This is a genomic window from Micromonospora sp. CA-244673, assembly GCF_050948395.1.
GTDB lineage: Bacteria > Actinomycetota > Actinomycetes > Mycobacteriales > Micromonosporaceae > Micromonospora.
In genome coordinates this window covers 5952094-5973827 of record NZ_CP192019.1, presented here as the reverse complement: position 1 = coordinate 5973827, position 21734 = coordinate 5952094, and the positions used below count along the sequence as shown (strand labels likewise).

The 21734-nt window shown below is 75.0% G+C and carries 27 protein-coding genes; 14 read left to right on the top strand and 13 right to left on the bottom strand.

The annotated features are described in order from the left end of the window. Positions 1-23: 23 nt before the first annotated feature. A complete protein-coding gene (locus ACQP12_RS27390; protein WP_433283090.1) occupies positions 24-443 on the bottom strand; it encodes a hypothetical protein in 420 nt (139 codons plus the stop codon). A gap of 122 nt (positions 444-565) precedes the next feature. Here ACQP12_RS27390 and ACQP12_RS27385 point away from each other — a divergent pair, with 122 nt between their 5' ends. From ACQP12_RS27385 to ACQP12_RS27375, 3 genes are read left to right on the top strand one after another with little or no spacing between them, the layout of a single operon-like run. Continuing rightward, a complete protein-coding gene (locus ACQP12_RS27385) occupies positions 566-865 on the top strand; it encodes a DUF6158 family protein (protein WP_313718536.1) in 300 nt (99 codons plus the stop codon). Next, positions 865-1188 (top strand): hypothetical protein, encoded by a 324-nt coding sequence (locus ACQP12_RS27380; RefSeq protein WP_357941255.1) that lies wholly within the window; start codon positions 865-867, stop codon positions 1186-1188. Before ACQP12_RS27385 ends, ACQP12_RS27380 begins: the two co-directional genes overlap by 1 nt. 31 nt (positions 1189-1219) lie before the next feature. Beyond that, entirely contained in the window at positions 1220-1759 is a 540-nt protein-coding gene (locus ACQP12_RS27375) for a DUF1360 domain-containing protein (RefSeq protein ID WP_433283088.1), read from the top strand. Between the two features lie 59 nt (positions 1760-1818). Here the strand turns inward: ACQP12_RS27375 and ACQP12_RS27370 are convergent, their stop codons facing one another. Genes ACQP12_RS27370 through ACQP12_RS27360 form a run of 3 tightly spaced genes read right to left on the bottom strand, consistent with a single transcriptional unit; the run spans position 1819 to position 3428 of the window. After that, positions 1819-2028, bottom strand: coding sequence for a hypothetical protein (locus ACQP12_RS27370; protein WP_433283086.1), 210 nt, complete (start codon positions 2026-2028; stop codon positions 1819-1821). 40 nt (positions 2029-2068) lie between these two features. Further along, positions 2069-2302 (bottom strand): hypothetical protein, encoded by a 234-nt coding sequence (locus tag ACQP12_RS27365; RefSeq protein WP_433289481.1) that lies wholly within the window; start codon positions 2300-2302, stop codon positions 2069-2071. 40 nt (positions 2303-2342) lie between these two features. Next, positions 2343-3428: a 3-deoxy-7-phosphoheptulonate synthase gene (locus ACQP12_RS27360; RefSeq protein WP_357941247.1), complete on the bottom strand. Its 1086-nt coding sequence runs from the start codon at positions 3426-3428 to the stop codon at positions 2343-2345. Between the two features lie 264 nt (positions 3429-3692). Here ACQP12_RS27360 and ACQP12_RS27355 point away from each other — a divergent pair, with 264 nt between their 5' ends. Beyond that, positions 3693-3908, top strand: a complete 216-nt coding sequence (locus ACQP12_RS27355; RefSeq protein WP_357941245.1) for a hypothetical protein — start codon at positions 3693-3695, stop codon at positions 3906-3908. Here ACQP12_RS27355 and ACQP12_RS27350 read toward each other — a convergent pair. Next, the gene (locus ACQP12_RS27350; protein WP_433283084.1) at positions 3875-4597 is read right to left on the bottom strand and encodes a phosphodiesterase; all 723 of its coding nucleotides are present in this window, start codon (positions 4595-4597) and stop codon (positions 3875-3877) included. The two genes, ACQP12_RS27355 and ACQP12_RS27350, sit on opposite strands and share 34 nt — an antisense overlap. 81 nt (positions 4598-4678) lie before the next feature. On the opposite strand from ACQP12_RS27350, the gene ACQP12_RS27345 reads away from it, so the two are divergent. From ACQP12_RS27345 to ACQP12_RS27315, 7 genes are all read left to right on the top strand, one after another. Further along, positions 4679-5971 carry a M16 family metallopeptidase gene (locus ACQP12_RS27345; protein WP_433283082.1) on the top strand — a complete coding sequence of 431 codons (1293 nt, stop codon included), beginning with the start codon at positions 4679-4681 and terminating at the stop codon, positions 5969-5971. Further along, positions 5968-7314, top strand: coding sequence for a M16 family metallopeptidase (locus tag ACQP12_RS27340; RefSeq protein WP_357941239.1), 1347 nt, complete (start codon positions 5968-5970; stop codon positions 7312-7314). The genes ACQP12_RS27345 and ACQP12_RS27340 overlap by 4 nt, the downstream gene beginning before the upstream one ends. Positions 7315-7546: 232 nt before the next feature. Next, a complete protein-coding gene (locus tag ACQP12_RS27335) occupies positions 7547-8572 on the top strand; it encodes an aspartate-semialdehyde dehydrogenase (RefSeq protein ID WP_433283078.1) in 1026 nt (341 codons plus the stop codon). 4 nt (positions 8573-8576) lie between these two features. Beyond that, entirely contained in the window at positions 8577-9017 is a 441-nt protein-coding gene (locus ACQP12_RS27330) for a PPOX class F420-dependent oxidoreductase (RefSeq protein ID WP_433283077.1), read from the top strand. A gap of 75 nt (positions 9018-9092) precedes the next feature. Then, entirely contained in the window at positions 9093-9509 is a 417-nt protein-coding gene (locus ACQP12_RS27325) for a CBS domain-containing protein (protein ID WP_357941233.1), read from the top strand. 163 nt (positions 9510-9672) lie between these two features. Beyond that, positions 9673-10044 (top strand): SCP2 sterol-binding domain-containing protein, encoded by a 372-nt coding sequence (locus tag ACQP12_RS27320; protein ID WP_357941231.1) that lies wholly within the window; start codon positions 9673-9675, stop codon positions 10042-10044. After that, positions 10044-12104: an amylo-alpha-1,6-glucosidase gene (locus ACQP12_RS27315; RefSeq protein WP_433283073.1), complete on the top strand. Its 2061-nt coding sequence runs from the start codon at positions 10044-10046 to the stop codon at positions 12102-12104. The genes ACQP12_RS27320 and ACQP12_RS27315 overlap by 1 nt, the downstream gene beginning before the upstream one ends. A gap of 54 nt (positions 12105-12158) precedes the next feature. Here the strand turns inward: ACQP12_RS27315 and ACQP12_RS27310 are convergent, their stop codons facing one another. Both ACQP12_RS27310 and ACQP12_RS27305 read right to left on the bottom strand, forming a co-directional pair. Further along, entirely contained in the window at positions 12159-12551 is a 393-nt protein-coding gene (locus ACQP12_RS27310) for a VOC family protein (protein WP_433283072.1), read from the bottom strand. A 19-nt stretch (positions 12552-12570) separates the two neighbouring features. Continuing rightward, the gene (locus ACQP12_RS27305; RefSeq protein ID WP_433283070.1) at positions 12571-13218 is read right to left on the bottom strand and encodes an alpha/beta hydrolase; all 648 of its coding nucleotides are present in this window, start codon (positions 13216-13218) and stop codon (positions 12571-12573) included. A 111-nt stretch (positions 13219-13329) separates the two neighbouring features. Between ACQP12_RS27305 and ACQP12_RS27300 the strand changes: the two genes are divergently transcribed. From ACQP12_RS27300 to ACQP12_RS27290, 3 genes are all read left to right on the top strand, one after another. Then, on the top strand, positions 13330-14079 hold the full coding sequence (locus tag ACQP12_RS27300; protein WP_433283068.1) for a lysophospholipid acyltransferase family protein: 750 nt from the start codon (positions 13330-13332) through the stop codon (positions 14077-14079). 94 nt (positions 14080-14173) lie between these two features. Then, entirely contained in the window at positions 14174-14830 is a 657-nt protein-coding gene (locus tag ACQP12_RS27295; protein ID WP_433283066.1) for an isochorismatase family protein, read from the top strand. A gap of 70 nt (positions 14831-14900) precedes the next feature. Continuing rightward, positions 14901-15827, top strand: coding sequence for a GlxA family transcriptional regulator (locus ACQP12_RS27290; protein WP_433283064.1), 927 nt, complete (start codon positions 14901-14903; stop codon positions 15825-15827). 7 nt (positions 15828-15834) lie between these two features. Here ACQP12_RS27290 and ACQP12_RS27285 read toward each other — a convergent pair whose 3' ends face one another. From ACQP12_RS27285 to ACQP12_RS27260, 6 genes are all read right to left on the bottom strand, one after another. Further along, a complete protein-coding gene (locus tag ACQP12_RS27285; RefSeq protein ID WP_357941971.1) occupies positions 15835-16578 on the bottom strand; it encodes a hypothetical protein in 744 nt (247 codons plus the stop codon). A 73-nt stretch (positions 16579-16651) separates the two neighbouring features. Further along, positions 16652-17368, bottom strand: coding sequence for a response regulator transcription factor (locus ACQP12_RS27280; protein ID WP_433283062.1), 717 nt, complete (start codon positions 17366-17368; stop codon positions 16652-16654). Then, a complete protein-coding gene (locus tag ACQP12_RS27275; RefSeq protein WP_433289479.1) occupies positions 17338-18498 on the bottom strand; it encodes a hypothetical protein in 1161 nt (386 codons plus the stop codon). Before ACQP12_RS27275 ends, ACQP12_RS27280 begins: the two co-directional genes overlap by 31 nt. A gap of 37 nt (positions 18499-18535) precedes the next feature. After that, on the bottom strand, positions 18536-19714 hold the full coding sequence (locus ACQP12_RS27270) for a sensor histidine kinase (RefSeq protein ID WP_433283060.1): 1179 nt from the start codon (positions 19712-19714) through the stop codon (positions 18536-18538). A 109-nt stretch (positions 19715-19823) separates the two neighbouring features. After that, complete coding sequence (locus ACQP12_RS27265; protein ID WP_433283058.1) at positions 19824-20663, bottom strand: class I SAM-dependent methyltransferase; 840 nt, start codon at positions 20661-20663, stop codon at positions 19824-19826. Positions 20664-20801: 138 nt separating this feature from the next. After that, on the bottom strand, positions 20802-21665 hold the full coding sequence (locus ACQP12_RS27260) for an alpha/beta fold hydrolase (protein WP_433283056.1): 864 nt from the start codon (positions 21663-21665) through the stop codon (positions 20802-20804). Positions 21666-21734: the final 69 nt, after the last annotated feature.

The window sequence follows — 21734 nt, the reverse complement described above, 5'->3', positions numbered from 1 at the left end:
TCGTCCGTCCTTCCGCACCGGCCTCAGCCGGGATAGTCGCCGGGCCTCGCGCCCGGGTTGGCGTTCAACCATGCAAGGTAGCGGTTGTACGCGGCCAGTTCGCCGTCGTCGGCCCCGCCGGTCGGGGCGACCGGCACCCGGCTGACCCGCACCGGCCGGCGTACCGCCGGGGTGGCGACGGCCGGTTCGGCGCCGTCGGCCGCCGACGGCGCCGGTGTGGTCCGCTCCTCGCGCGCGGCCCGCAGCGTGTGCCGCAGCTCACGCCACCAGACGAAGACCACGAAGGCCGCGAAGACCGGCCACTCGATCGCGTAACCGAAGCTCAGCGTGTTGCCCCCGGCGGCCCGGGTGACCTGCCACCAGCCCAGCCCGAGAAAGCCCACCACCAGCACGACCATGGCCACGTGGCGGGCGATCCACGCCGGTGTCCAGAGCCGCTTCATGCCATCGAGGGTACCGGGCCCACCGGCCGTCTCCGACGCGGTGTCGTAGCCGGGTCGGGTTTGGTGACACCCCGGCTGGGCATCCGTCTAGACGCCAGCCCGAACGAGACGAGGGGGCGACGATGACCGAATCAGTACGCCGGGACGCCAGCCCGGAGCAGCGGGTGACCGAGTGGGACGGCGACCACGCCCGCACCCACGAGGTCGACGGTGAGCTGCTCGGGGTGGACCCCGCCGAACTCGGCGACGAGGACCTGATCCGGGAGATGCAGAGCCTGCACCGGACCCGCCTGGACACCCTCCGGCACGCCACCGACTCGGCGCTCGCCAACCACCTGCGCCGCACCGCCGAGCTGGAGACCGAGTACCTGGCCCGGAACCCGGGCCGGGAGGTCGACCCGAGCCGACTCCGGGACGCCTGATGAGCAACCACGCCGAGCGCGGCATGTCCGCGCCGCCCGAGGTGGTGTTCAACACGGCCACCGACCCCGACCGGTCATCGGCCTGGCTGCCCGAGGAGCTGCGCCGCTCCGGCACGCACCAGGTGGAGGTGGTCGACGCCGAGGACATGCGGGCCCGCTGGAGTTCCCAGTCCGCCGGCTGGTCGGCGGACATCGACGTGGAGCCGGCCGACGCCGGGGGCGCCCGGGTCCGGCTCGACCTGACCGGCACCGACCACGGGATGGCCGACGAGATCCTGTCCAACCTCGCCCGTGAGGTGTCCGACAACCTGAACGCCGGCTGAGCCGGGCGCCACGACGAGACGAGGAGGCCGGGTGACCGGGAGTGGCCTGAAACAGAAGGTGGCGCGGCTGCGCCAGGCGTACGCGCCGCACGAGTACCGCCCGCTGGGCGGCTACCTGGCGGCCATGGGCACGTACGGCGCCGTCACCGCGTCGCTGGTCGGCCTCGTCAAGGCGACCGGCCGCCCGGTGCCGGAGCGGCCCGCACCCTCGGACGTCGTGCTGCTCGCCATCGCGACCCACAAGCTGAGCCGGCTGCTCTCCAAGGACGCGATCACCAGCCCGCTCCGCGCGCCGTTCACCCGGTACGACCACCCGATCGGCAGCGGCGAGGTGATGGAACAGGTCCGTGACCAGGGCAGCCCCACCCGGCACGCCGTCGGCGAGCTGCTGAGCTGCCCGTTCTGCCTGGCGGTCTGGGTCGCCACCGGCCTCACCGGCGGGCTGGTGCTGGCCCCCCGGCTGACCCGCCTCGTCGCCACCGCGCTGACCGCGGTGGCCGCCTCGGACTTCCTCCAGATGGGGTACGCGATGGCCCAGCAGGCGGCCGAGGGTGGGCACCGGAAGGAGTGACACGACGCGAGAGGGGGGCCGGCGCGACGCGCCGGCCCCCCTCTCGCCTTCTCCCGGTCTCAGGTGGGGGTCGTGCCGTGGTCCTCACCGGCCCAGCCGCGCGACGACTCCGGCTCCCGCTCGTCGCGGTCCTCACCGGTGATCACGTCGTCGGACACCGCGGTCTGGTCGTGCTCCCCGGCGAAGTCCGGTTCCGGCAGCGTGTCCGTGCCCTCGGGCGGCTGGCCGAGGGCCGGAGGGTGCTCCTGTTCCTCGTTGCGGTCGGTCATGGCGCTGTCCTCTCCGTCCTCGGGCCGCCTCGCCGGTGGCTCAGGCCACCGTCCCGCCGAGCAGGTCGGCCGCCTCATCGACCGCGTACTCGCCCTCGGGCAGCGCGTCGATCCGGGACAGCAGGTCGGCGGGGAGCTCGGCGGACACCGCCCGGCGGTAGATGTCCGCCTGGCTCATCCGCTCCTGGCCACGGAAGATGTCGTCGAGCAGTTCGTCGAGCTGCCGGGTGTCCGGCTGCTCGGTCACGGGCGCGTCGTCGGTCACGCCGACCAGCTACCCGGGCCCGAATCGGTCAAACGTCCCCAGCCGCCGCTCACGCGGGGGTGGGGAGGGTGGCCCGGCGGGTGCGGACGGCCTGGGCGAGGTGGTCGAGGACCTCGGCCGTGGTGTCCCAGCCGATGCAGGCGTCGGTCACCGACCTGCCGTACTCCAGCTCGCGGGTGGGGTCGAGGTCCTGGCGGCCGGGCTGGAGGAAGCTCTCCAGCATGATGCCGACGATGCCGCGCTGGCCGGCGGCGAGCTGGGCGGCCACGTCGGCGGCGACCAGCGGCTGGTTGCGGTGGTCCTTGCCGCTGTTGGCGTGGCTGGCGTCGATCACCACCCGCTCGGGCAGTCCGGCCGCGCGCAGCAGGTCCAGCGCTCCCGCCACCGACTCCGCGTCGTAGTTGGGCCGGCCACCGCCGCCCCGCAGCACCAGGTGACCGTCGGCGTTGCCCCGGGTGTGCATGATCGCCGGGGTGCCGGAGACGTCGATGCCGGGGAAGACGTGCGGCACGCCGGCCGCCCGGATGGCGTCCACCGCGGTGGCGATGCTGCCGTCGGGGCGGTTCTTCATGCCGATCGGCATGGACAGGCCGGAGGCGAGCTGGCGGTGCACCTGGCTCTCGACCGTCCGGGCGCCGATCGCGCCCCAGGCCACCGTGTCGGCGATGTACTGCGGCGTGATCGGGTCGAGGAACTCGCAGCCCACCGGCAGGCCCAGCCGCAGCACGTCGAGCAGGAGCGCCCGCGCGGTGCGCAGGCCGGTGTTCACGTCGCCCGAGCCGTCCAGGCCCGGGTCGTTGATCAGGCCCTTCCAGCCCACGGTCGAGCGCGGCTTCTCGAAGTAGACCCGCATCACCACGAGCAGGTCGTCGGCGAGGCGGTCGGCGACCTGGCGCAGCCGGCCCGCGTACTCCAGGGCGGCGGCGGGGTCGTGCACCGAGCAGGGGCCGACCACGACCAGCAGCCGGTCGTCGGCGCGGTCCAGCACCCGGCCGACGGCACGGCGGCCGGCCACCACGGCCTCGGCGAGGGAGTCCTCCAGGGGCAGGTGGTGGTGCAGCAGCGCGGGGGTGGTCAGCGGCACGACACGGTCGATCCGCTGGTCGATGACCCGATGGGCGTCCGGGGTCGTCACGGTGGGGTTCCTTCCGCCGACCGTGCCCGGGGCCGGCGCCCGGGATCGAGCCGGCTGCTCGTATGCAGAAGGGCAGGGAATCATCCCTGCCCGGCCGGCTCGAAGAGGAAGTGACGTCAGCTCATGGTCGAGTCACCGGCTCCTCCAGCCGGCTGCCTAAACCATCGATACGACCGCGTCACGCCCGCCAGCGTACCCGACGTCAGGGACGGGTCCCACCCGCTCGCCGGGTACGCCGCGGCCCGGCGGGGGTATGGGGACTGCATGAGTCACCACCAGAGCGACCAGGACCGGATCGAGTCCCGCGCCCACCTGCTGCCCGAGGAGGCGGCGGTGGGCAGCGAGGACCCGGAGGCGCAGGCCGACGCGATCCTCGCCGAATCGGACATCCGGGAGGAGGACCGCAACGCCGCCCCGGACACGGTGCTGGAGCACCGGACCTCCGATCAGACCGTCACCCCCGTCGAGCCCCCCGACTGAGCGGTGGCGCCCCGGGCCCGCCGCGAGCCCCGGTAGGTGGTGTCCCGCAGCCAGGCGAGCGGACCGGCCAGCCGCAGGCCCGGCGGCACGTTCCCGACCGGGTCGAAGGCCAGCGCGGCGTCCTCCGGGGCGCCGCGCCGGCCGCCCAGCCGGACCTCGCCGAACGGCCGCCACGGCCCGACCGCGGACGCGACCGCCAGCACCAGCCGCGGCCCGTCGTCGCCGGCCGCCGCCGGGAGTTCGGCCAGGCCGCGGCCCAGCTCCGGCGAGTCGGGGTCGGCCAGCACGGCCAGGTACAGCCGCCGCCGGCCCGCCCGGTAGGACATGATCGAGGTGTACGTCCCCGTGAAGCCGCGGCGGGGCAGCGGCAGGTGGCGCAGCACGGGTGCGGCGGCGCTGGAACTGGCCAGCAGATCCACCGGCGGCTCCGGGTCGCGGTGCAGGCGGATCCCCACCCCCAGCACGTCCGGCCAGCGTCCCGGGGTGGGCACGCCCTTCGACAGGCGGACCGTGGCCGGCCACCGGCCGGGCAGGTCGAGCAGCGGCACGCCGGCCGGCGGGCCCGGCGTACCCCAGATCATCGCCTCGGCGGAGAAGGTGCGGCCGGCGGGATGCAGCAGCCGGGCACGCCGGAGCCGGGCGAGCAGGAGGGCGGCGCGTTCGACCGCGGACGATGCGGGGGTGGACATGCCGGGCGAGTACCCCGGCGCGCGGCGACGATGCTCCCCGCACGTCACCTTTCCACCCGCGAGATCGGATAGCGTCGTGCCATGCCCGACAGCGGTTACCCCTGGCCGATCGAGACGACCCGACTGGACAACGGTCTGCGCGTGGTGGTGAGCGAGGACCGCACCGCCCCCGCCGTCGCCGTGAACATCTGGTACGACGTGGGTTCCCGCCACGAACCGGCGGGTCAGACCGGCTTCGCCCACCTCTTCGAGCACCTGATGTTCGAGGGCTCGGTCAACGTGGCGAAGACCGAGCACATGAGGCTCATCCAGGGCTCCGGCGGCTCGCTCAACGCCACCACCAACCCCGACCGGACCAACTACTTCGAGACGGTCCCGGCCGAGCACCTGGAGCTGGCGCTCTGGCTGGAGGCCGACCGGATGGGCGGGCTGGTCCCCGCGCTGACCCAGGAGACGCTGGACAACCAGCGGGACGTGGTGAAGAACGAGCGCCGCCAGCGCTACGAGAACGTGCCGTACGGCGACGCCTGGCTGCGGCTGCTGCCGCTGCTCTATCCGCCCGGGCATCCCTACCACCACGCCACGATCGGCTCGATGGCCGACCTGAACGCCGCCGACCTGGCCACCTTCCAGGCGTTCCACCGCACCTTCTACGCGCCGAACAACGCCGTGCTGACCGTCGTCGGCGACACCACCGCCGCCGAGGTGTTCGCGCTGGCCGACAAGTACTTCGGCGGGCTGCCGCCGCGCGAGGACATCCCGGCGGCCCCGGACGGGCGCGCCGTCCCGGCCACCGGCCGGCCCGCGGTGGAGACGGTCACCGCCGACGTGCCCGCGCCCCGGGTCTACGTCGCGCACCGCACCCACCCGTTCGGCACCACCGGCTACGACGTGACCACCGTGCTCGCCACCGTGCTGGGCAGCGGCCGGGGGAGCCGGCTCTACCAGCGGCTCGCCGACGGCGAGCGGATCGCCCAGCCGGACCTGGTCGGGGCGTACGGGGTGGACCTGGCGCACGCGCCGGCGCCGCTGATCGCGACCGCCACGGCCCGCCCCGGGGTGTCCGCCGACCGGCTGCGCGACGGGCTGGCCGAGGTGGTCGACGAGCTGGCCACCGTGCCGGTGACGGCCGCCGAGCTGGACCGGGCCAAGGCGTTGCTGAGCACCATGTGGTGGCGGCAGATGTCCACCGTGGACGGCCGGGCGGACACCCTCGGCCGGTACGCCACCCAGTTCGGCGACCCGGCCAGCGCCGGCGAGCGGCTGCCCGCCTGGCTCGCCGTCACCGCCGAGCAGATCGCCGAGCAGGCCAGCGAGCTGCTCGGCGCGGCCGACCGGGCGACCCTGACCTACCAGCCCGAGGAGACCCCATGACGCTGATCGCCACCCGTCCCGGGCCCGGCGCCGCCCGCCCGTACCGGTTCCCGCAGGTGGTCCGCCGGTCCGCCGCCGGCGGGCAGGTCGTCGCCGCGCACCTGCCGGGGCAGAACCTCGCCGTCGCGCTGCTGCTGCTCGACGGCGGCGCCGGCCGGGAGCCGGTCGGCAAGGAGGGGCTCGGCGGGGTGCTGGCCAAGGCGCTGGAGGAGGGGACCGCGCAGCGGGACGCCACCGCGTACGCCCTGGCCATCGAGGCGCTCGGCACCGAGCTGGTGACCGGCCTGGACTGGGACTCGTTCCAGGTCAGCGTGCAGGTGCCGGTGGACCGGCTGAGCGCGGCCGTGGAGCTGCTCGCCGAGGCGGTGCGGACGCCGAAGCTCGACCCGGCCGACGTGCGGCGGGTCCGCGACGACGAGGTGACCGCCCTGCGGATGGACTGGGCGAACCCGGGCCCCCGGGCCGACGCGGTGCTGCGCGCCGAGCTGTTCGGCGCGGACAACCGCTGGGGCCGCCCGATGTACGGCGACCCGGAGAGCGTGGCCGGCCTCGACGTTGACGACGTGACCGTCTTCCACTCCGAGTGGTTCATCCGCCCCGGCACGCTGATCGTCGCCGGTGACCTGGACCGGATCGACCTCGACGCGCTCGCCGCGACGGTGTTCACCGGGGCCGGCGGCGCGGCGGCGGACAAGGGCGGCCCGATCGAGGTGCCGCTGTCCGACCGGCGGCGGATCATCCTGGTCGACCGGCCCGGCTCGGTGCAGTCCACGCTCCGCCTCGGGCACCCGTCGCCGCACCGCGCCCACCCGGACCACGTGCCGATGACGCTGGCCGGCACGGTGCTCGGCGGTGCCTTCACCTCCCGGCTCAACCACCTGATCCGCGAGGTGCGCGGCTACACGTACGGGATCCGCGGCGACTTCGCCTCGTCCCGCCGGTTCGGCCGGTTCGCCATCAGCTCCGGGGTGCAGACCGCGGTGACCGCGCCGGCCCTGGTCGAGGCGGTCGGCGAGGTGTCGCGTACCCGGCTGACCGGGGTGACCGAGGACGAGCTGGCGGTGGCGCGCTCCTGGCGGGCCGGCCAGCTCTCCGTCGAGCTGCAGAGCCCCCGGGCCATCGCCTCGGCGCTGACCACGCTGGTCGTGCACGACCTGCCGGACGACTACCACGCCCGGCTGCGCGAGGCGCTGCTCGCCGCGACCGTCGAGGAGGTCTCCGCGGCGGCCGCCGCCCACCTGCACCCGGAGTCGCTCACCCTGGTCGTCGAGGGCGACTCGGCGGTGATCCGGGACGAGTTGGTGGCCGCCGGCCTCGGCGAGGTGGTCGACCACACGTCCTGACCGGCAGGGATGTGATTCCCGTCGCGTCCAGCGGTCGCGTGCGCCCGGGCCGCGGGCGCGGATGCTCCGGCCCGGGCCGCGGACAGCCGGGGATTCTCCGTCGGCAGCCCGTCGAGCGCCCGTGTCGTTGCCGGTCGACGGCCCGATCGCCGAAGGGCGCCCCGCTGGTCGGCGGCCCGCGCGCTGGGAAAGACTTCCCGCCGGCCCCGCCCGGCTGGGTAGCCTCGCGGGCATGAGGATCGGCATTGTGGGGGCCACCGGCCAGGTCGGTGGCGTGATGCGGCAGGTGCTGGCGGAGCGCGAGTTCCCGGCGGAGCAGCTGCGGCTGTTCGCCTCGGCCCGGTCGGCCGGGCGCACGCTGCCCTGGCGCGACGGCGAGGTCACCGTCGAGGACGCGGCCACCGCGGACTACCGCGGCCTGGACGTCGTGCTGTTCTCGGCGGGCAAGGGCACCGCCCGGGACCTCGCGCCCCGGGTCGCCGAGGCCGGCGCGGTCGTCATCGACAACTCCTCGGCGTACCGGATGGACCCCGCGGTGCCGCTCGTGGTCGCCGAGGTCAACCCGCACGCCCTCGCCAACCGGCCCAAGGGCATCGTCGCCAACCCGAACTGCACCACCATGGCCGCCATGCCGGTGCTGCGCCCGCTGCACCAGGAGGCCGAGCTGATCAGCCTGGTGGTCGCCACCTACCAGGCGGTGTCCGGTGCCGGCCTGGCCGGCGTGGCCGAGCTGGACGAGCAGGTCCGCAAGGTCGCCGAGCACGCCGCCGGGCTGGCCTTCGACGGGTCGGCCGTGGAGTTCCCCGCGCCGCGCTCGTTCGCCCGCCCGATCGCCTTCAACGTGCTCCCGCTGGCCGGCTCGATCGTCGACGACGGCTCCTCGGAGACCGACGAGGAGCAGAAGTTGCGCAACGAGAGCCGCAAGATCCTGGAAATCCCCGGGCTGAAGGTCTCCGGCACCTGCGTCCGGGTGCCCGTGTTCACCGGCCACTCCCTGCAGATCAACGCGCGTTTCGCCCGCCCGATCACCCCGGCCCGGGCCCGTGAGCTGCTCGACGGCGCGCCGGGTGTGGCGCTGCACGAGGTGCCGACCCCGCTGGAGGCGGCCGGTCAGGACCCCACGTTCGTCGGGCGGATCCGGGCCGACGAGACCGTCGAGCACGGCCTCGCCCTGTTCTGCGCCAACGACAACCTGCGCAAGGGCGCGGCGCTCAACGCCGTGCAGCTCGCCGAGCTCGTCGCCGCGGAAGGGCGCTGACCCCATGGCGGACGAGCGGACGCGGCAGGCCCTGACCGACCTCGTGGCGAGCCGCCGGCTCGGCGTGCTCGCCACACTGAAGCGCGACGGCCGGCCCCAACTGTCCACCGTGGTCCACTCCTTCGACCGGGATGCCGGGCTGATCCGGATCTCGGTGACCGACGGCCGGGCGAAGACCGCGAACCTGCGCCGCGACCCCCGGGCCAGCTTCCACGTGAGCAGCGAGGACGGCTGGGCGTACGCGGTGGCGGAGGCCCGCGCCGAGCTGACCCCGGTGGCGGAGCGGCCGGACGCCCCGACCGTCGAGGAACTGGTCGGGCTCTACCGGGCGGTGCAGGGCGAACACCCGGACTGGGACGACTTCCGGCGGGCCATGGTGGCCGAGCGGCGGCTGGTGCTCCGGCTGCACGTCGAGCGGCTCTACGGGATGCCGCCGCGCGGCTGACCGCCGGCGCCGGCCCGCGTTACCTCGCCCCGGGCGCCGGGTAGACCGCGGTGCCGACACCGAGAGGGGAGCACCATGACAACGGTCGGAGAGTTCATGACGACCCGGTTGGTGACGATGGCCGGCAGCGACACCCTCACCGCCGCGGCGCAGGAGATGCGTGACAGCGCCATCGGCGACGTGGTGGTGACCGATGGCGACAACGTGGTCGGCATCGTCACGGACCGGGACATCACGGTTCGGGGCGTGGCCGAGAACCTTGATCCCAGCGCGACGAAGCTCGACCAGATCACCAGCAAGGACGTGGTGACGGTCAGTCAGTACGACGACGCCGTGGCCGCCGCCGACCTGATGCGCACCTACGGGGTACGCCGGCTGCCGGTGACCGAGGACGGCCGCCTGATCGGCCTGGTGTCGATGGGTGACCTGGCCGTGGAGCGGGAGCCCCAGTCCGTGCTCGCGGACGTCAGCGCCGACGACCCGAACAACTGATTCGTCCGCCGCGGTGACGCCGGCCCCCGATTCGGGGGCCGGCGTTCGCACGTCCGGGGCTCCGGGCGGGTGACTCACCCGAACCGGGCGAGGTTGAGCCCGTACCCGGGCGGGGACCCGTCCTCGGACGTCGGAGGGTGCGGATCGCGGGAGGAGTCGCCCGATGGACATGACCACGACCAGATTCTTCGAGGACCTGGACCGGCGGGGGTTCGAACCGCTGTTGGCCAAAACCTCCGGAACGCTCCGGTTCGACCTGCACGAGGGACCGCAGACCACGCACTGGCTGCTGGAGATCGACCGGGGCAACCTCCGGGTCCGTCAGGAGGACCAGGAGGCCGACACCGTGGTGGGTGCGGAGCCGCGGCTCTTCGGCGAGTTGGTCAGCGGCCAGGAGAACACCATCGCGGCGCTGCTGCGCGGGGACATGACGGTCTCCGGCGACCTGCGTCTGGTGTTGCAGGTGGAACGGATCTTCCCTGGTCCGTCGGATTCGCGCGGGCCGCACCACTCGTTTCAGAGGAGGGCTGCCTGATGCCCGGGAGCAACACCGTCCGGATCCTGGACGGCAACACGTTCGTGGTCTCCGAGGACACCGGTGACATCGAGGCCACGCCGACCGAGCCGACCGGCCTCTTCTCGATCGACACGAGGTTCCTGTCGAAATGGGTGCTGACCGTCAACGGTGAGCGCCTCAACGCGCTCTCCTACGACGACCTCCAGTACTACGAGGCCCGGTTCTTCCTGGTGCCGGGCATGGCGACGCACTACATCGACGCCAAGTTGTCGATCATCCGGGAGCGGGCGGTGGGCGGCAGCTTCCGGGAGACGCTGACGATCCTCAACCACGACGAGAAGGCGGTGGACCTGGAGATCCGGATGGACGCCGGCTGCGACTTCGCCGACCTCTTCCAGGTCAAGGACGAGATCCTCAACAAGAAGGGCGAGACCTACGCCGAGGCGGAGTCCGACAAGCTGCGGCTCGGCTACCGACGGGGCAACTTCCGGCGGGAGACGGTCATCGCCGCCTCCCGGCCGGCCCGCTACGACCGCAACGGGTTCGCCTGGACCATCCACCTGGAACCCAACGAGCAGTGGGACACGGCCATTGACGTGCAGACCCACGCCGTCGGGCCGGGCGGCCGGGACCTGCGGATGGGGCTGCGGGCGCACGGCACCGAGCGGCTGGCCCTCCAGCACGACCTGGAGCAGTGGATCGCCAAGGCGCCGAAGGTGAACAGCGAGCACGGCAAGGTGGCCTCGACGTACCGGCGCAGCCTGATCGACCTGGCCGCGTTGCGGTTCTCGCCGCTCTCGCTCGGTGGGCAGACCCTGCCGGCCGCCGGCCTGCCCTGGTTCATGACCATGTTCGGCCGGGACAGCATCTTCACCTGCCTCCAGGCGCTGCCGTTCGCGCCCGAGATGTCGAAGACCACGCTGCGCATCCTCGGCGCGTTGCAGGGCACCCGGTTCGACGACTTCCGCGACGAGGACCCGGGGCGGATCCTGCACGAGATGCGCTACGGCGAGACGGCCGCCTTCGAGGAGCAGCCGCACTCCCCGTACTACGGCTCGGTGGACGCGACGCCGCTGTTCATCGTGCTGCTCGACGAGTACGAGAAGTGGAGCGGCGACGTCGCGCTGGTCAAGGAGCTGGAACGCGAGTGCCGGGCCGCGTTGAAGTGGATCGACGACTACGCCGACCTGGTCGGCAACGGCTACATCTGGTACGAGCGGCGCAACACCGACACCGGCCTGGAGAACCAGTGCTGGAAGGACTCCTGGGACTCCCTCTCGTACTCCGACGGCACGCTGCCGCCGTTCCCGCGGGCCACCTGCGAGGTGCAGGGGTACGCGTACGACGCGAAGGTGCGGGCCGCCCGGCTGGCCCGGGAGTTCTGGGGCGACCCCGCGTACGCCGACCAGCTGGAACGCGAGGCGGCGGAGCTCAAGGAGCGGTTCAACCGGGACTGGTGGGTGGCCGACGGCGGCTTCTACGCCCTGGGGCTGGACCCGAACGGCCGGCAGTGCGACGTGCTCAGCTCCAACATCGGTCACCTGCTGTGGAGCGGCATCGTGCAGGAGGACCGGGCGGGGCAGATCGCCGCGCACCTGGTCGGCCCGCGGCTCTTCTCCGGGTGGGGCGTACGCACGCTGGCCGAGGGCGAGGTCCGCTACAACCCGATCGGCTACCACAACGGCACGATCTGGCCGTTCGACAACTCCTTCATCGCCTGGGGCCTGCGCCGGTACGGCTTCGCCGAGGAGGCCGCCACCGTCGCCAACGGCATCCTGGACGCGGCGCGGTACTTCGACGGGCGGCTGCCGGAGGCGTTCGGCGGCTACCAGCGGGAGCTGACCAAGTTCCCGGTGGAGTATCCGACGGCGTGCAGCCCGCAGGCCTGGTCGACCGGGACCCCGCTGCTGCTGATCCGGACGATGCTGGGGCTGGAGCCGCACGAGGGGCACCTCGCGGTGGACCCGCGGCTGCCGGTCGGCATGGGTCGCATCGAGGTGCTGGACATCCCGGGCCGGTGGGGCCGGGTGGACGCCTTCGCCCGGGGCCGGCTGGACCTGCACAACCTCGCCTCCTGACCCGAGGCGCCCGCGCGCCGCCGGCCGGGAGGCCGGCGGCGCGCCGCCGTGGGCTCAGTGCCCGGGCAGCAGCGCGTCGCCGTGCGCCTCGCTGCGGGGGAGCAGGCAGAACTCGTTGCCCTCCGGGTCGGCCAGCACGGTCCAGCGGGGAAGCTCGCGCACCACCGTGGCGCCCGCCTCCAGCACGGCGGCCCGTTCCTCCGCGTCGCCGACCAGGTCCAGGTGGATCCGGCCGGCGCCGGGCAGGTCGTCGACGGGGCTGATCCAGACGTCGGGCCGGCGGCCGGCGGGGTCGCGCAGCAGCACCGACTCGTCCGGCTCCAGCGACCGGTCGGCCAGCTTCGCCCGGTCCTCCTCGACCACGGGCAGCCCGGTCACCGTGCTCCAGAACGGGGCGAGCAGGTAGGGATCCCGGCAGTGGATGACGATCGCGGTGAGATCGGGCATGCCCTGCACCGTAGTCGGCTCAGGCGGGCGGGAGGACGGTGTCCAGGAACGCGGCGGTGACCGCCCGGATGTCGGGGCGGGCCAGGTCGAGCGCGTGCCCGCCGTGGGTGAGCCAGAGGTGCGCCGGGTGGCCGGCGGCGAGCAGCCGGGTGGCCAGCCCGACCGACTGGGCGGCCGGCACGGCGGCGTCGTCGCGGCCGTGCACGAGCAGCACCGGCACGCCCGAGCCCAGGTGGCTGGCGACGGTGGCGTCGACGGTCGCCGGATCACCGGAGGCGGGCGGGTGGCCGAGCAGGCCCGCCCACGGGTCGTCGTGCCGGCGCAGCCGCCGCCACTGAGGTTCCAGCGGGTCGACCGGCGCCCAGTAGGCCAGCACGCCCCGGACGTCGCCTGGCCGGTCCACCCCGCGCAGGCCCAGGTGCAGGGCCAGCATGGCGCCGGCCGAGTCCCCGCCGACCAGCAGCGGCAGCCCGCCCGCCGCGGCCCGGGCGGCCCGCGCGGCGGCGCGTACGTCGTCGAGCTGGGCCGGCCAGCCGGCCTCGGCCGCGAAGCGGTAGGTCGCGGGCACCACCCGCAGCCCGAGCGGGGCGAGCGCGGCCCCGTCCTCCTCGGAACGGGCCCGCCACCCGCCGCCGTGGATCCAGAGCAGTACGCCGCGATCGGTCATCCCGCCATGCTGGCCGCACCGGCGCGCCGCCCGCCACCCGCTCTGCCGACGGCAGAGCGAGGGGACTTCCGCCCCTACGGTCCCGTAACCTACTCGGGGTAAAGTTGGCGGATGCCGGAACTCGTGTACCCGCCCGTGATCCTCGCCGCCAAGACGATGTTCCGCGCTCTCGACCTGCGCCTGCGCGTCGACGGCAGCCACCACGTGCCGCGCACCGGCGGGGCGGTGCTGGCCTCGAACCACGTCAGCTACCTCGACTTCATCTTCTGCGGGTACGGCGCCCGGGACTCGGGCCGGCTGGTCCGGTTCATGGCGAAGGACTCGGTCTTCCGGCACAAGGTCTCCGGCCCCCTGATGCGGGGCATGAAGCACATCCCGGTGAACCGGGCCGCCGGCGCCGGCTCGTACGCCTCGGCGGTGAGCGCGCTGCGCCGCGGCGAGGTGGTCGGCGTCTTCCCGGAGGCGACGATCAGCCGCTCCTTCATGGTCAAGGACCTCAAGAACGGCGCGGCCCGGATGGCCCAGGAGGCCGGCGTGCCGTTGCTGCCGGTCGCGCTCTGGGGCACCCAGCGGCTGTGGACCAAGGGGCGGCCGCGCACCCTCACCCGGCGGCACACCCCGGTCACCATCCTGGTGGGCGAACCCATGGACCCGGCCGCCTACCCGGACGGCAACGCCCTGACCGCCGAGCTGCGCACCCGGCTCACCGCGCTGGTCGACCGGGCCCAGCGCGAATACCCGGACCAGCCCGCCGGCCCGGACGACACCTGGTGGCAGCCCGCCCACCTGGGCGGCACCGCGCCCACCCCGGAGCAGGCCGCCGAGCTGGACCGTCCGGGTCGCCGCGCCCCCACCTCCTGACCCGCGCCGGCGCACCCGCACCTGGCCGGATCGTTCCGCATCCCGGCATGATGGTGTCTGCCGGCCGGGCGCCCGCCCGGCCAGGATCGAGCCCATGAGCAGAGCAGCACTCGTCGTCATCGACGTCCAGGAGTCCTTCCGGCAGCGCCCGATCTGGGCCCACGCCTCCCAGCCGGACATCGTCGACCAGGTGAACCGGCTCGTCGACGCGGCCCGGCGCCGGGGCGACCTGGTGGTCTGGGTCCTGCACGCCGAGCCGGGCACCGGTGGCGTCTTCGACCCGGCCTCCGGGCACGTCCGGCTGATCGACGGCCTCGCCCCGGCGCCCGGGGAGCCGACGCTGGTCAAGACCTCGCACAACGCCTTCACCACCACGAACCTCCAGCAGATGCTCACCTTCGCCGGGATCCGCGCGGTCACGGTCTGCGGCATCCGCACCGAGCAGTGCGTGGAGACCACCGCCCGCGTCGGCTGCGACCTCGGGTACGAGATGACGTTCGTGACCGACGCGACGGTCACCTTCCCCACCCCGCACCGGGACCTGCCGGCCGACGCCCCGCTGGAGCGGATCCTGGCCGACCCGCGCACCCTGTCCACCGCCGAGATGACCGCCCGCACCGAGTACGCCCTGGCCGGCCGGTTCGCCACCGTGCGCACCGTTGCCGACGTCGTACGACAACTCCAGCTCGGCGCGTCTGACGCCGCGCCGCGACCTGGAGCTGTCGTGGACGCGCTCCCGGTCGGCGCCTGATCCCATGAGCCGGGTCGACCCGCGACTCCAGCCTGGCGCGCCGGGCGCCGCGCCGCGACCGGGAGCCGTCGTGTTCCTCCTGGTGCCGCAGCTGCACCTGCTGGATCTCGCCGGGCCGGCCCAGGTCTTCTCCGCCGCCGCCGACCTCGGGTACGACTACCGCCTGCACTACGTCGCCGCCACCACCGAGGTGCCGACCGTGCAGGGGGTGTCGCTGCGGGCCACCGTCGACTGGCCCGCGCTGCACCGCGACGACCTGGTCGTCGTACCCGGGTGGCGGCTGTCGGCGCACGGCCCGGCGGGGCCGGTCGGGCCGGACGAGCTGCGGCGGCTGGCGGAGCACCACGCGGCCGGCGGCACCGTGGCGAGCGTCTGCGCGGGCGCCTTCGCGCTCGCCCGGGCCGGCCTCCTCGACGGGCGGCGGTGCACCACCCACCACGACGTGCAGGACGAGCTGGCGCGGCGGCACCCGGCGGCCCGGGTGGTCCGGGACGTGCTCTACGTGGTCGACGACCGGGTGGTCAGTTCCGCCGGCATCGCCAGCGGCATCGACGTGGCGCTGCACCTGGTCGCCACCCGGCACGGCCCCGCCGTGGCGGCCCGGATCGCCCGCACCCTCGTCGTGTACGCCCGCCGCAACGGCCACGAGCAGCAGGCGAGCGCCATGATGCGGCACCGGTCGCACCTCTCCGACGCGGTGCACCGGGCGCAGGACCTGATCGACGCGCACTACGCCGAGCCGCTGCCGCTGGCCGAGCTGGCCGCCGCCTGCGGGGTCGCCGAACGCACCCTGAGCCGGCTGTTCCGGCAGGCCACCGGGCTGACCCCGCTCGGCTACCAGCAGCTGCTGCGGGTGGAACGGGCCGAGCACCTCATCGGGCACGGCGCCACGGTGGACGCCGCCGCCCGCACGGTCGGCTTCACCGACGCCCGGATGCTGCGCCGGCTGCGCGCCCGGGGACGCACCGACCCGGCCGCGCTGCGGCTGGCCGGCTGAGAGCGGGTCAGCAGGCGGAGCCGGGGCGGTCCCGCGCCGGGACGTCCTGGCGGGGCCAGGCCGGCGGCTCGGCCACCGCCGGGCGGTAGTAGTCCTCCCGGGACAGGAACTCGACCGGCAGCGAACCCGGCAGGGTCACCGCACCCCGGGTCGGGCCGGGCGTCGGGCTCACCCGGACCGCCAGGGTGTCCCGCTCCGGCGGGGAGAGGTCGACCAGTTCGGGGCGGGCCAGCCGGAACGCGGCCACCGAGCGGCGTACCTGCCGGGTCAGCGCGGCGACCAGGTCGACCGGGCCGGCGAGCGCCAGCGCCGGCTGCCGGATGGTGCGCAGCGCGTCGCAGACCACCCGCAGCTCGCCGGTGCCGTCGGGGCTCTCGGCCAGCTCCAGCCGGGACGGCCACTGCCAGCGGATCTGGCCGCTGACCAGGCGGGACAGCCGGACCGGGCGCCGGTGCCGGGCGTCCGTCCGGCCGTCCCGCCCGGAGACCAGGGACAGCTCGGAGCCGGTGCAGACGTACGCCAGCCGCCGGTCGGTCACGGTGACCGTCGCCGGGGTGGGCAGCGCCCAGGACCGGAGGTCGTCGGTGGGGCCGAGCAGATGACCGGCCACCAGCAGCCGGTGCTGCCCGAGCCGCCGCTCGCCCGGCTCCGGGAGCAGCGCGTAGCGCCGGTCGAGCAGGGGATGGGTGGGATCGTCATCCGCGTCGAAGCGGTGCGGCCCGATGAAGAAGGGTGCGGCGTCCTCCTGCACGGTCACGACCTCCCGGTGGCGGTTGGCGATACGTCGAGCCTGGCCCACCCGGGGGTGGCTGTCATGACACCCGTTAGGGGGTCGGCCGGTCGGCGGACGCCTGTGACCGGTAGATGCCGATATCTTCCGGCCGGACGAGGCCGTCCTCAATCGCCCGGGCGAGCAGCGCCGCCTTCGTGGCCGCCGGCCGCCCCGCCCGGGTGTACTTGATCCGCGCCCGGTCCACGTACTGCTTCACGGTGTGCTCGCTGATCCGCATCCGGCGCGCCACCGACGCCTTCGACATCGACTGGAACCACAGCAGCAGCGCCTCGCGCTCCTTGTCCGACAGAGCCGGCCGGTCGGGGCGCGGATCGCCCACGATCGCCCCGGCCAGCGCCGGCGGCACGTACGGGCGGTCACTCGCCGCGGCGAGCACGGTCGCCACGCAGTGCTCCCGACCCTCGTGCTTGGCCAGGAACGCCACCGCGCCGGCGTCCAGCGCGGCCAGCATCGTCTCCGGGTCGGTGTGCTCCGAGTAGACCACCACCCGGCGGCCCGCCGTGCTCAACTCGGCGAGCTTGTCGAGCACCATCCGCCCGTGCAGCCGCAGGTCGAGCAGGACCACCGCGGCCTCCGGGGCGGCCCGCAGCACCATGTCCGGATCGTCCCCGGTGGCCAGCACGCGCAGCCGCGGCTCCCCGGCCAGCCAGGCCCGTACCCCGTCGATCACGACCGGATGGTCGTCCACGATCGCCACGCCCACCGGCTGCCCGCCGGTCACGTCCTCCGCCACCGGGTCTGCGTCCATCTGATCTCCCCGTCCCGCTCGTGCAGGTGTTCCACCGGCCCGTCCCCGTCCCCGTCCCCGCCGGGCGGGCCGGTCGCGTCCGGCCCCTCGTGGTCGGGGGTGACGAGGCTGACCACGACCTCGTCCGGGCCGGCCACCACGGTCAGCCGGGCCCAGCCCCGGGCACCCGCGAGCGCCGCGGTCGCCGGGTCGGCCAGCCGCCGGCGGACCTCGACCGGCAGCTCCGGCGGCGCCCCGACGGCGACCAGCTCGATCGGCAGGCCGTTCCGTTCCGCCAGGTCCGCCGCGGCACGCAGCTCGTGCAGCAGCGGATCCGGCACGTCGTCCGACTCGGCGATCAACCGGCGCAGCCGGGCCGCCGCCAGCACGGCGCGGCGGCGTACGGCCGGGTCGGCCGGGTCGGCGTCACCGGCCGCCAGGGCGGCCAGCACCTCCTCGGCGGTGCCGCTGGCCAGAGCCAGGCGCGCCTGCCGCTCCCGCTGGGCCCGTTCCGCCGCGTCCCGTTCCGCCGCCACGGCCAGAGCCGCCGCGGCGGTGGAGGCCCGGTCCCGGGAAAGCGCGGCGATCGCCGCCGCCCCGGCGAAGACGGCCAGCGGCAGCGACGAGGTGCCGTAGACGTACATGGCGTAGCGGCTGAGGTCGGCCGGGGCGGTCGCGCCGTGCAGGACCGCCGCGGCCAGGGCGATCGTCGCGTGCGCGGCGAGCAGCGCGAGCAGCCAGCCCACCGGCCGCCGCCAGAGCACCAGCAGGAAGAACCACGCCAGCCCGCCCCACACCCAGTTGCCCGCGGTGAAGAGCTGCCGCTCACCGGCCGCCGCGAAGACCACCCCGTCGACGACCAGCAGCGCCACCGCCAGCAGCCGGGCCGGCGGCAGCCCGCCGCGCAGCAGGCGTACGCCGGCCGCGACGCCGACCGCGGCGGTCACCAACCAGCCGGCGGCGACCACCGGCGGGGCGGCCAGCCGGGACCAGGAGGTGAGCAGCCCCGGCAACCCGATCGCCAGGTGCCAGGCCAGCGCGATGACCACCGCCGCGATCCGGGCGCCCCGGTCCGAGGCGTCGCCCACCGCGTGCGCCGCGGTCGCGGCCGCCCCCGGGCCGGCGCGCTCCGGCGCCCGCTGCCGCACGATCGCCGGAACCGCCGTGCCGGTCCCGAGCGCTCCCGAGTCAGTGGCCACCGGATGACCACTCCAGCCGGATCCGGGTGCCGGCGCCAGGGGCGGAGGTCACGACCGCGTGGCCGCCCACCGAGGACATCCGGCCGTGGATCGACTCGCGCAGCCCGTACCGGTGGGCCGGGACGGTGGCCGGGTCGAAGCCGGGGCCGTCGTCGGCCACCTCGACCACGAGGGTGTCGGCGTCCCCGGTCAGGCGCAGCGTGGTGGCGGCGCCCGGCGCGTGCCGGACCACGTTGGCCAGCGCGGCGGCGGCGCTGTCGGCGAGCGCCGCGGCGACCGTCGCCGGCACCCGGCACGGCGCGAGCGCCGCGTCCACGGTCAGCTCGGGCAGCCGGGTGAGGACCGCCCGCAGGCGCTCGTCGAGGGCCACCGCGCCGGCCGGCGTCGCGCGCGCGTCGGCCAGGGCCGTGAGGGTACGCAGATCGGCCGCGCACCGCTCGCGCAGCGCGGCGGACGGGCCGGGCACCGCGCCGAGGCCGACCATGGTGAGCGTGGCGAGGACGGTGTCGTGCAGGTCCCGGTTCTGCCGCCGCTCGGCCTCCCGGGCGGCCCGCCCCACCACGGCCTCCCGCGAGAGCCGCTGATAGTCGGCGAACGCGGCGTCGGCGCGCCCGATCCGGCGGCGCATGACCGCCGTCATCACGGCCGCGCAGCCGGTCTGCACCAGCAGCGTCCCGGCGTGCGCGCGCGCCTCGACCGGGTTGCCGGCCAGTACGGCGCCGGTCGCGTAGGCGGCGGTGACCAGCAGCCCGGCCGGGACCGACCAGCGGGCCGGGGCGGTGGCCTGCGCGTTGATCACGGTGGTGCTGGCCAGCACCGCCATCCAGCTCCCCTCGCCGGGCAGCACCTCCGGCGCGACCAGCCAGGGGATCGCCAGCCCGGCCGCGGTGGTCAACGCCACGTCGCCGGCCACCAGCGCGCCGGTGAACCCGTACCGGAGCGCGCGGGCCGCGTACCAGACGGACCAGGCGGTGAGCGCGACGATCGCCGGAACTAGCAGGGCCACCCGGACCGGCGGGGTGCGCACCGACAGCGCGACCACCGCGGCGACCAGCCCGCAGGTGAGTCGGAGCAGTGCCGGCAGCGTCGTGAAGATCAGGGTGAACGCGCCGCCCGCCGGCCGGTCCAGCGGGGACGGCGGCAGGGTCGTGGCGGCTACGACCGGCATCGGGGGAGGTGTCCTTCCGGCAGCGACCCGGTCGGGTCCGCACGGTAGATCGACGCCGGAGAATAACACGCCTACCGGGACCTGGTCACCCTCGGTACGCGGCGCGTCGCTATACAGATGTCCCGCCGGCCGGCCGGCTCCGGTCCGCTCCGGTGTGGGCCACGGCGAGCAGGTGGGCGCTGGCCCCGAGCACCGCCGGATCCCGCTCGAACGCCTCGGCGCACGCCACCGCGTCGGCGAAGAGCCGCTCGGCCGGGCCGGTGCCGAGCGCGTTCAGCACCGGCCACAGCGGACCCTCCACCCCGTACACCGCCGGGACCGGCAGGCCGGCCGCGACGAACTCGTCCACCACCTGCGCGGGCCGGTGGAAGTAGGCCGTCGTGAAGCCGCTCCGCGGGTCGTTCACCCCGGTGGCGTACTCCTCCCGCAGCAGCGCACGATTGTGCTCGTCCACCCGCCCCTGAACGGTCAGGTCCATGAGGGCCGCGTTGCGGCTGATCACGGCCGCGAGCACCGGACCACCGGACCGGGTCAGCCGAGCCGCCTCGCGCAGCGCCGCCACCCGGTCCGGCCGGTCGGGCAGGTGGTAGAGCGGGCCGAGCAGCAGGGTGGCGTCGGCCGCGCCGTCGGGCAGCGGCAGCCTCCGCGCGTCACCCACGGTCGCGGTGATCCCCGGGTACGTCGCCCGGGCCGCCGCGACGTGCGCCGGCACCAGGTCGACCAGGTGCACCCGGTGCCCGGCCGCGGCGAGCCAGCCCGCGTACGCGCCCGGGCCACCGCCGACATCCAGCACCTCAGCCGGCGGCGCCGGCAGCAGCCGGGTGAGCAGGTCGCGCGTGCGCCACGCCTCCAGCCGTCCCTGCGGCGACCGGTCCAACCGGTCCGCCTCGACGAAGACCTCCGTGTAGTAGCGCGTGATGTCCGGCTCGGCGGGTCGATGCTGCGGCATCCGTCGATGGTGGACGCCCCTCGGCGGCCGGTCACCCGGTTTTACCGTCCGGGCCGCTGGCCCGGTGCTCCTACCCCTGCTGACCTGACCTACCAACCGGTGCTGGTGGCGTCCAGGAAGTCGAACCCGACCGGACCCTCACCCACCGCCACCTACCGGGGGCGCCTCGTCGGCGCGCCCGCGCAGCCACTCCAGCGCCGGCCCGGCGTGGCGCAGCACCGAGATGTGCCCGTCCTCCGGGTAGCGGCGCAGCTCGGCGTCGGGACACCGGCCGGCCAGCCACTCGGCGTGGGCCACCGGCGCGACCCCGTCCCGTTCCCCGTGCACCAGCAGCACGGGCGGCGTCACCTCGGCGGGATCGAAGCCCCACGGGTGCACGTATGCGAGGTCGTCGTCGATCAGCCCGCCCGGGCCGGCCCGCACCGCCGGGCCCACCACACTGTCGAGCCAGGACCACTCGCCGTGCAACGCGGCCAGGTCGGCCGGGGTGAACTCCGGGTCGTACGCGACGCCCGAAGCCTCATGCGCCTCCTTGGCCGCCCGCCCCGCGGCGGCCGCCCGCAGCGACGCCACCCCGGCGGGCACCATGCCGGCGAACCAGTCCAGCCCGGCCGCGCCGTACGGAGCCAGGCACGCGCCGACCACCACCGCGACCACCCGGTCGGGCAGGAGCGCGCCGCAGGCCAGGGCGTGCGGGCCGCCGCCCGAGTGGCCCATCACCGCGAACCGGTCGAGACCCAGCGCGTCGGCCACCGCCGCGACGTCGGCGGCCGCGGAGGCGATGTCGCGCCCCGGAAGCGGCGTCGACCTGCCGTAGCCGGGGCGGTCGTGGGAGACCCAGCGGAGACCGAGCCGGTCGGCCGCCGCGAACAGCGGCGCGGGCGGGGCGCCGATGTTCGGCGTGCCGTGGTGCCAGAAGACGGGGAGCCGGTCGGGCCCGCCGGTGTCGTAGACGTGCAGCGTGCGGCCGTCGCCCAGGCGGAGCTCCGTCTCGGTCACCATGAGCGGAGACTACGTCGACCCGACTCCCGCCGCCGACCCGTCTCAGCGCACGAGCGGATCGACACCGAT

Excerpts from the sequence above, each read along its gene's own strand:
- ACQP12_RS27390 (WP_433283090.1), bottom strand. The coding sequence starts at position 443 with ATGAAGCGGCTCTGGACACCGGCGTGGATCGCCCGCCACGTGGCCATG.
- ACQP12_RS27385 (WP_313718536.1), top strand. The coding sequence starts at position 566 with ATGACCGAATCAGTACGCCGGGACGCCAGCCCGGAGCAGCGGGTGACC.
- ACQP12_RS27380 (WP_357941255.1), top strand. The coding sequence starts at position 865 with ATGAGCAACCACGCCGAGCGCGGCATGTCCGCGCCGCCCGAGGTGGTG.
- ACQP12_RS27370 (WP_433283086.1), bottom strand. The coding sequence starts at position 2,028 with ATGACCGACCGCAACGAGGAACAGGAGCACCCTCCGGCCCTCGGCCAG.
- ACQP12_RS27355 (WP_357941245.1), top strand. The coding sequence starts at position 3,693 with ATGAGTCACCACCAGAGCGACCAGGACCGGATCGAGTCCCGCGCCCAC.
- ACQP12_RS27350 (WP_433283084.1), bottom strand. The coding sequence starts at position 4,597 with ATGTCCACCCCCGCATCGTCCGCGGTCGAACGCGCCGCCCTCCTGCTC.
- ACQP12_RS27345 (WP_433283082.1), top strand. The coding sequence starts at position 4,679 with ATGCCCGACAGCGGTTACCCCTGGCCGATCGAGACGACCCGACTGGAC.
- ACQP12_RS27340 (WP_357941239.1), top strand. The coding sequence starts at position 5,968 with ATGACGCTGATCGCCACCCGTCCCGGGCCCGGCGCCGCCCGCCCGTAC.
- ACQP12_RS27335 (WP_433283078.1), top strand. The coding sequence starts at position 7,547 with ATGAGGATCGGCATTGTGGGGGCCACCGGCCAGGTCGGTGGCGTGATG.
- ACQP12_RS27330 (WP_433283077.1), top strand. The coding sequence starts at position 8,577 with ATGGCGGACGAGCGGACGCGGCAGGCCCTGACCGACCTCGTGGCGAGC.
- ACQP12_RS27325 (WP_357941233.1), top strand. The coding sequence starts at position 9,093 with ATGACAACGGTCGGAGAGTTCATGACGACCCGGTTGGTGACGATGGCC.
- ACQP12_RS27320 (WP_357941231.1), top strand. The coding sequence starts at position 9,673 with ATGGACATGACCACGACCAGATTCTTCGAGGACCTGGACCGGCGGGGG.
- ACQP12_RS27315 (WP_433283073.1), top strand. The coding sequence starts at position 10,044 with ATGCCCGGGAGCAACACCGTCCGGATCCTGGACGGCAACACGTTCGTG.
- ACQP12_RS27310 (WP_433283072.1), bottom strand. The coding sequence starts at position 12,551 with ATGCCCGATCTCACCGCGATCGTCATCCACTGCCGGGATCCCTACCTG.
- ACQP12_RS27305 (WP_433283070.1), bottom strand. The coding sequence starts at position 13,218 with ATGACCGATCGCGGCGTACTGCTCTGGATCCACGGCGGCGGGTGGCGG.
- ACQP12_RS27300 (WP_433283068.1), top strand. The coding sequence starts at position 13,330 with ATGCCGGAACTCGTGTACCCGCCCGTGATCCTCGCCGCCAAGACGATG.
- ACQP12_RS27295 (WP_433283066.1), top strand. The coding sequence starts at position 14,174 with ATGAGCAGAGCAGCACTCGTCGTCATCGACGTCCAGGAGTCCTTCCGG.
- ACQP12_RS27280 (WP_433283062.1), bottom strand. The coding sequence starts at position 17,368 with ATGGACGCAGACCCGGTGGCGGAGGACGTGACCGGCGGGCAGCCGGTG.
- ACQP12_RS27270 (WP_433283060.1), bottom strand. The coding sequence starts at position 19,714 with ATGCCGGTCGTAGCCGCCACGACCCTGCCGCCGTCCCCGCTGGACCGG.
- ACQP12_RS27265 (WP_433283058.1), bottom strand. The coding sequence starts at position 20,663 with ATGCCGCAGCATCGACCCGCCGAGCCGGACATCACGCGCTACTACACG.
- ACQP12_RS27260 (WP_433283056.1), bottom strand. The coding sequence starts at position 21,665 with ATGGTGACCGAGACGGAGCTCCGCCTGGGCGACGGCCGCACGCTGCAC.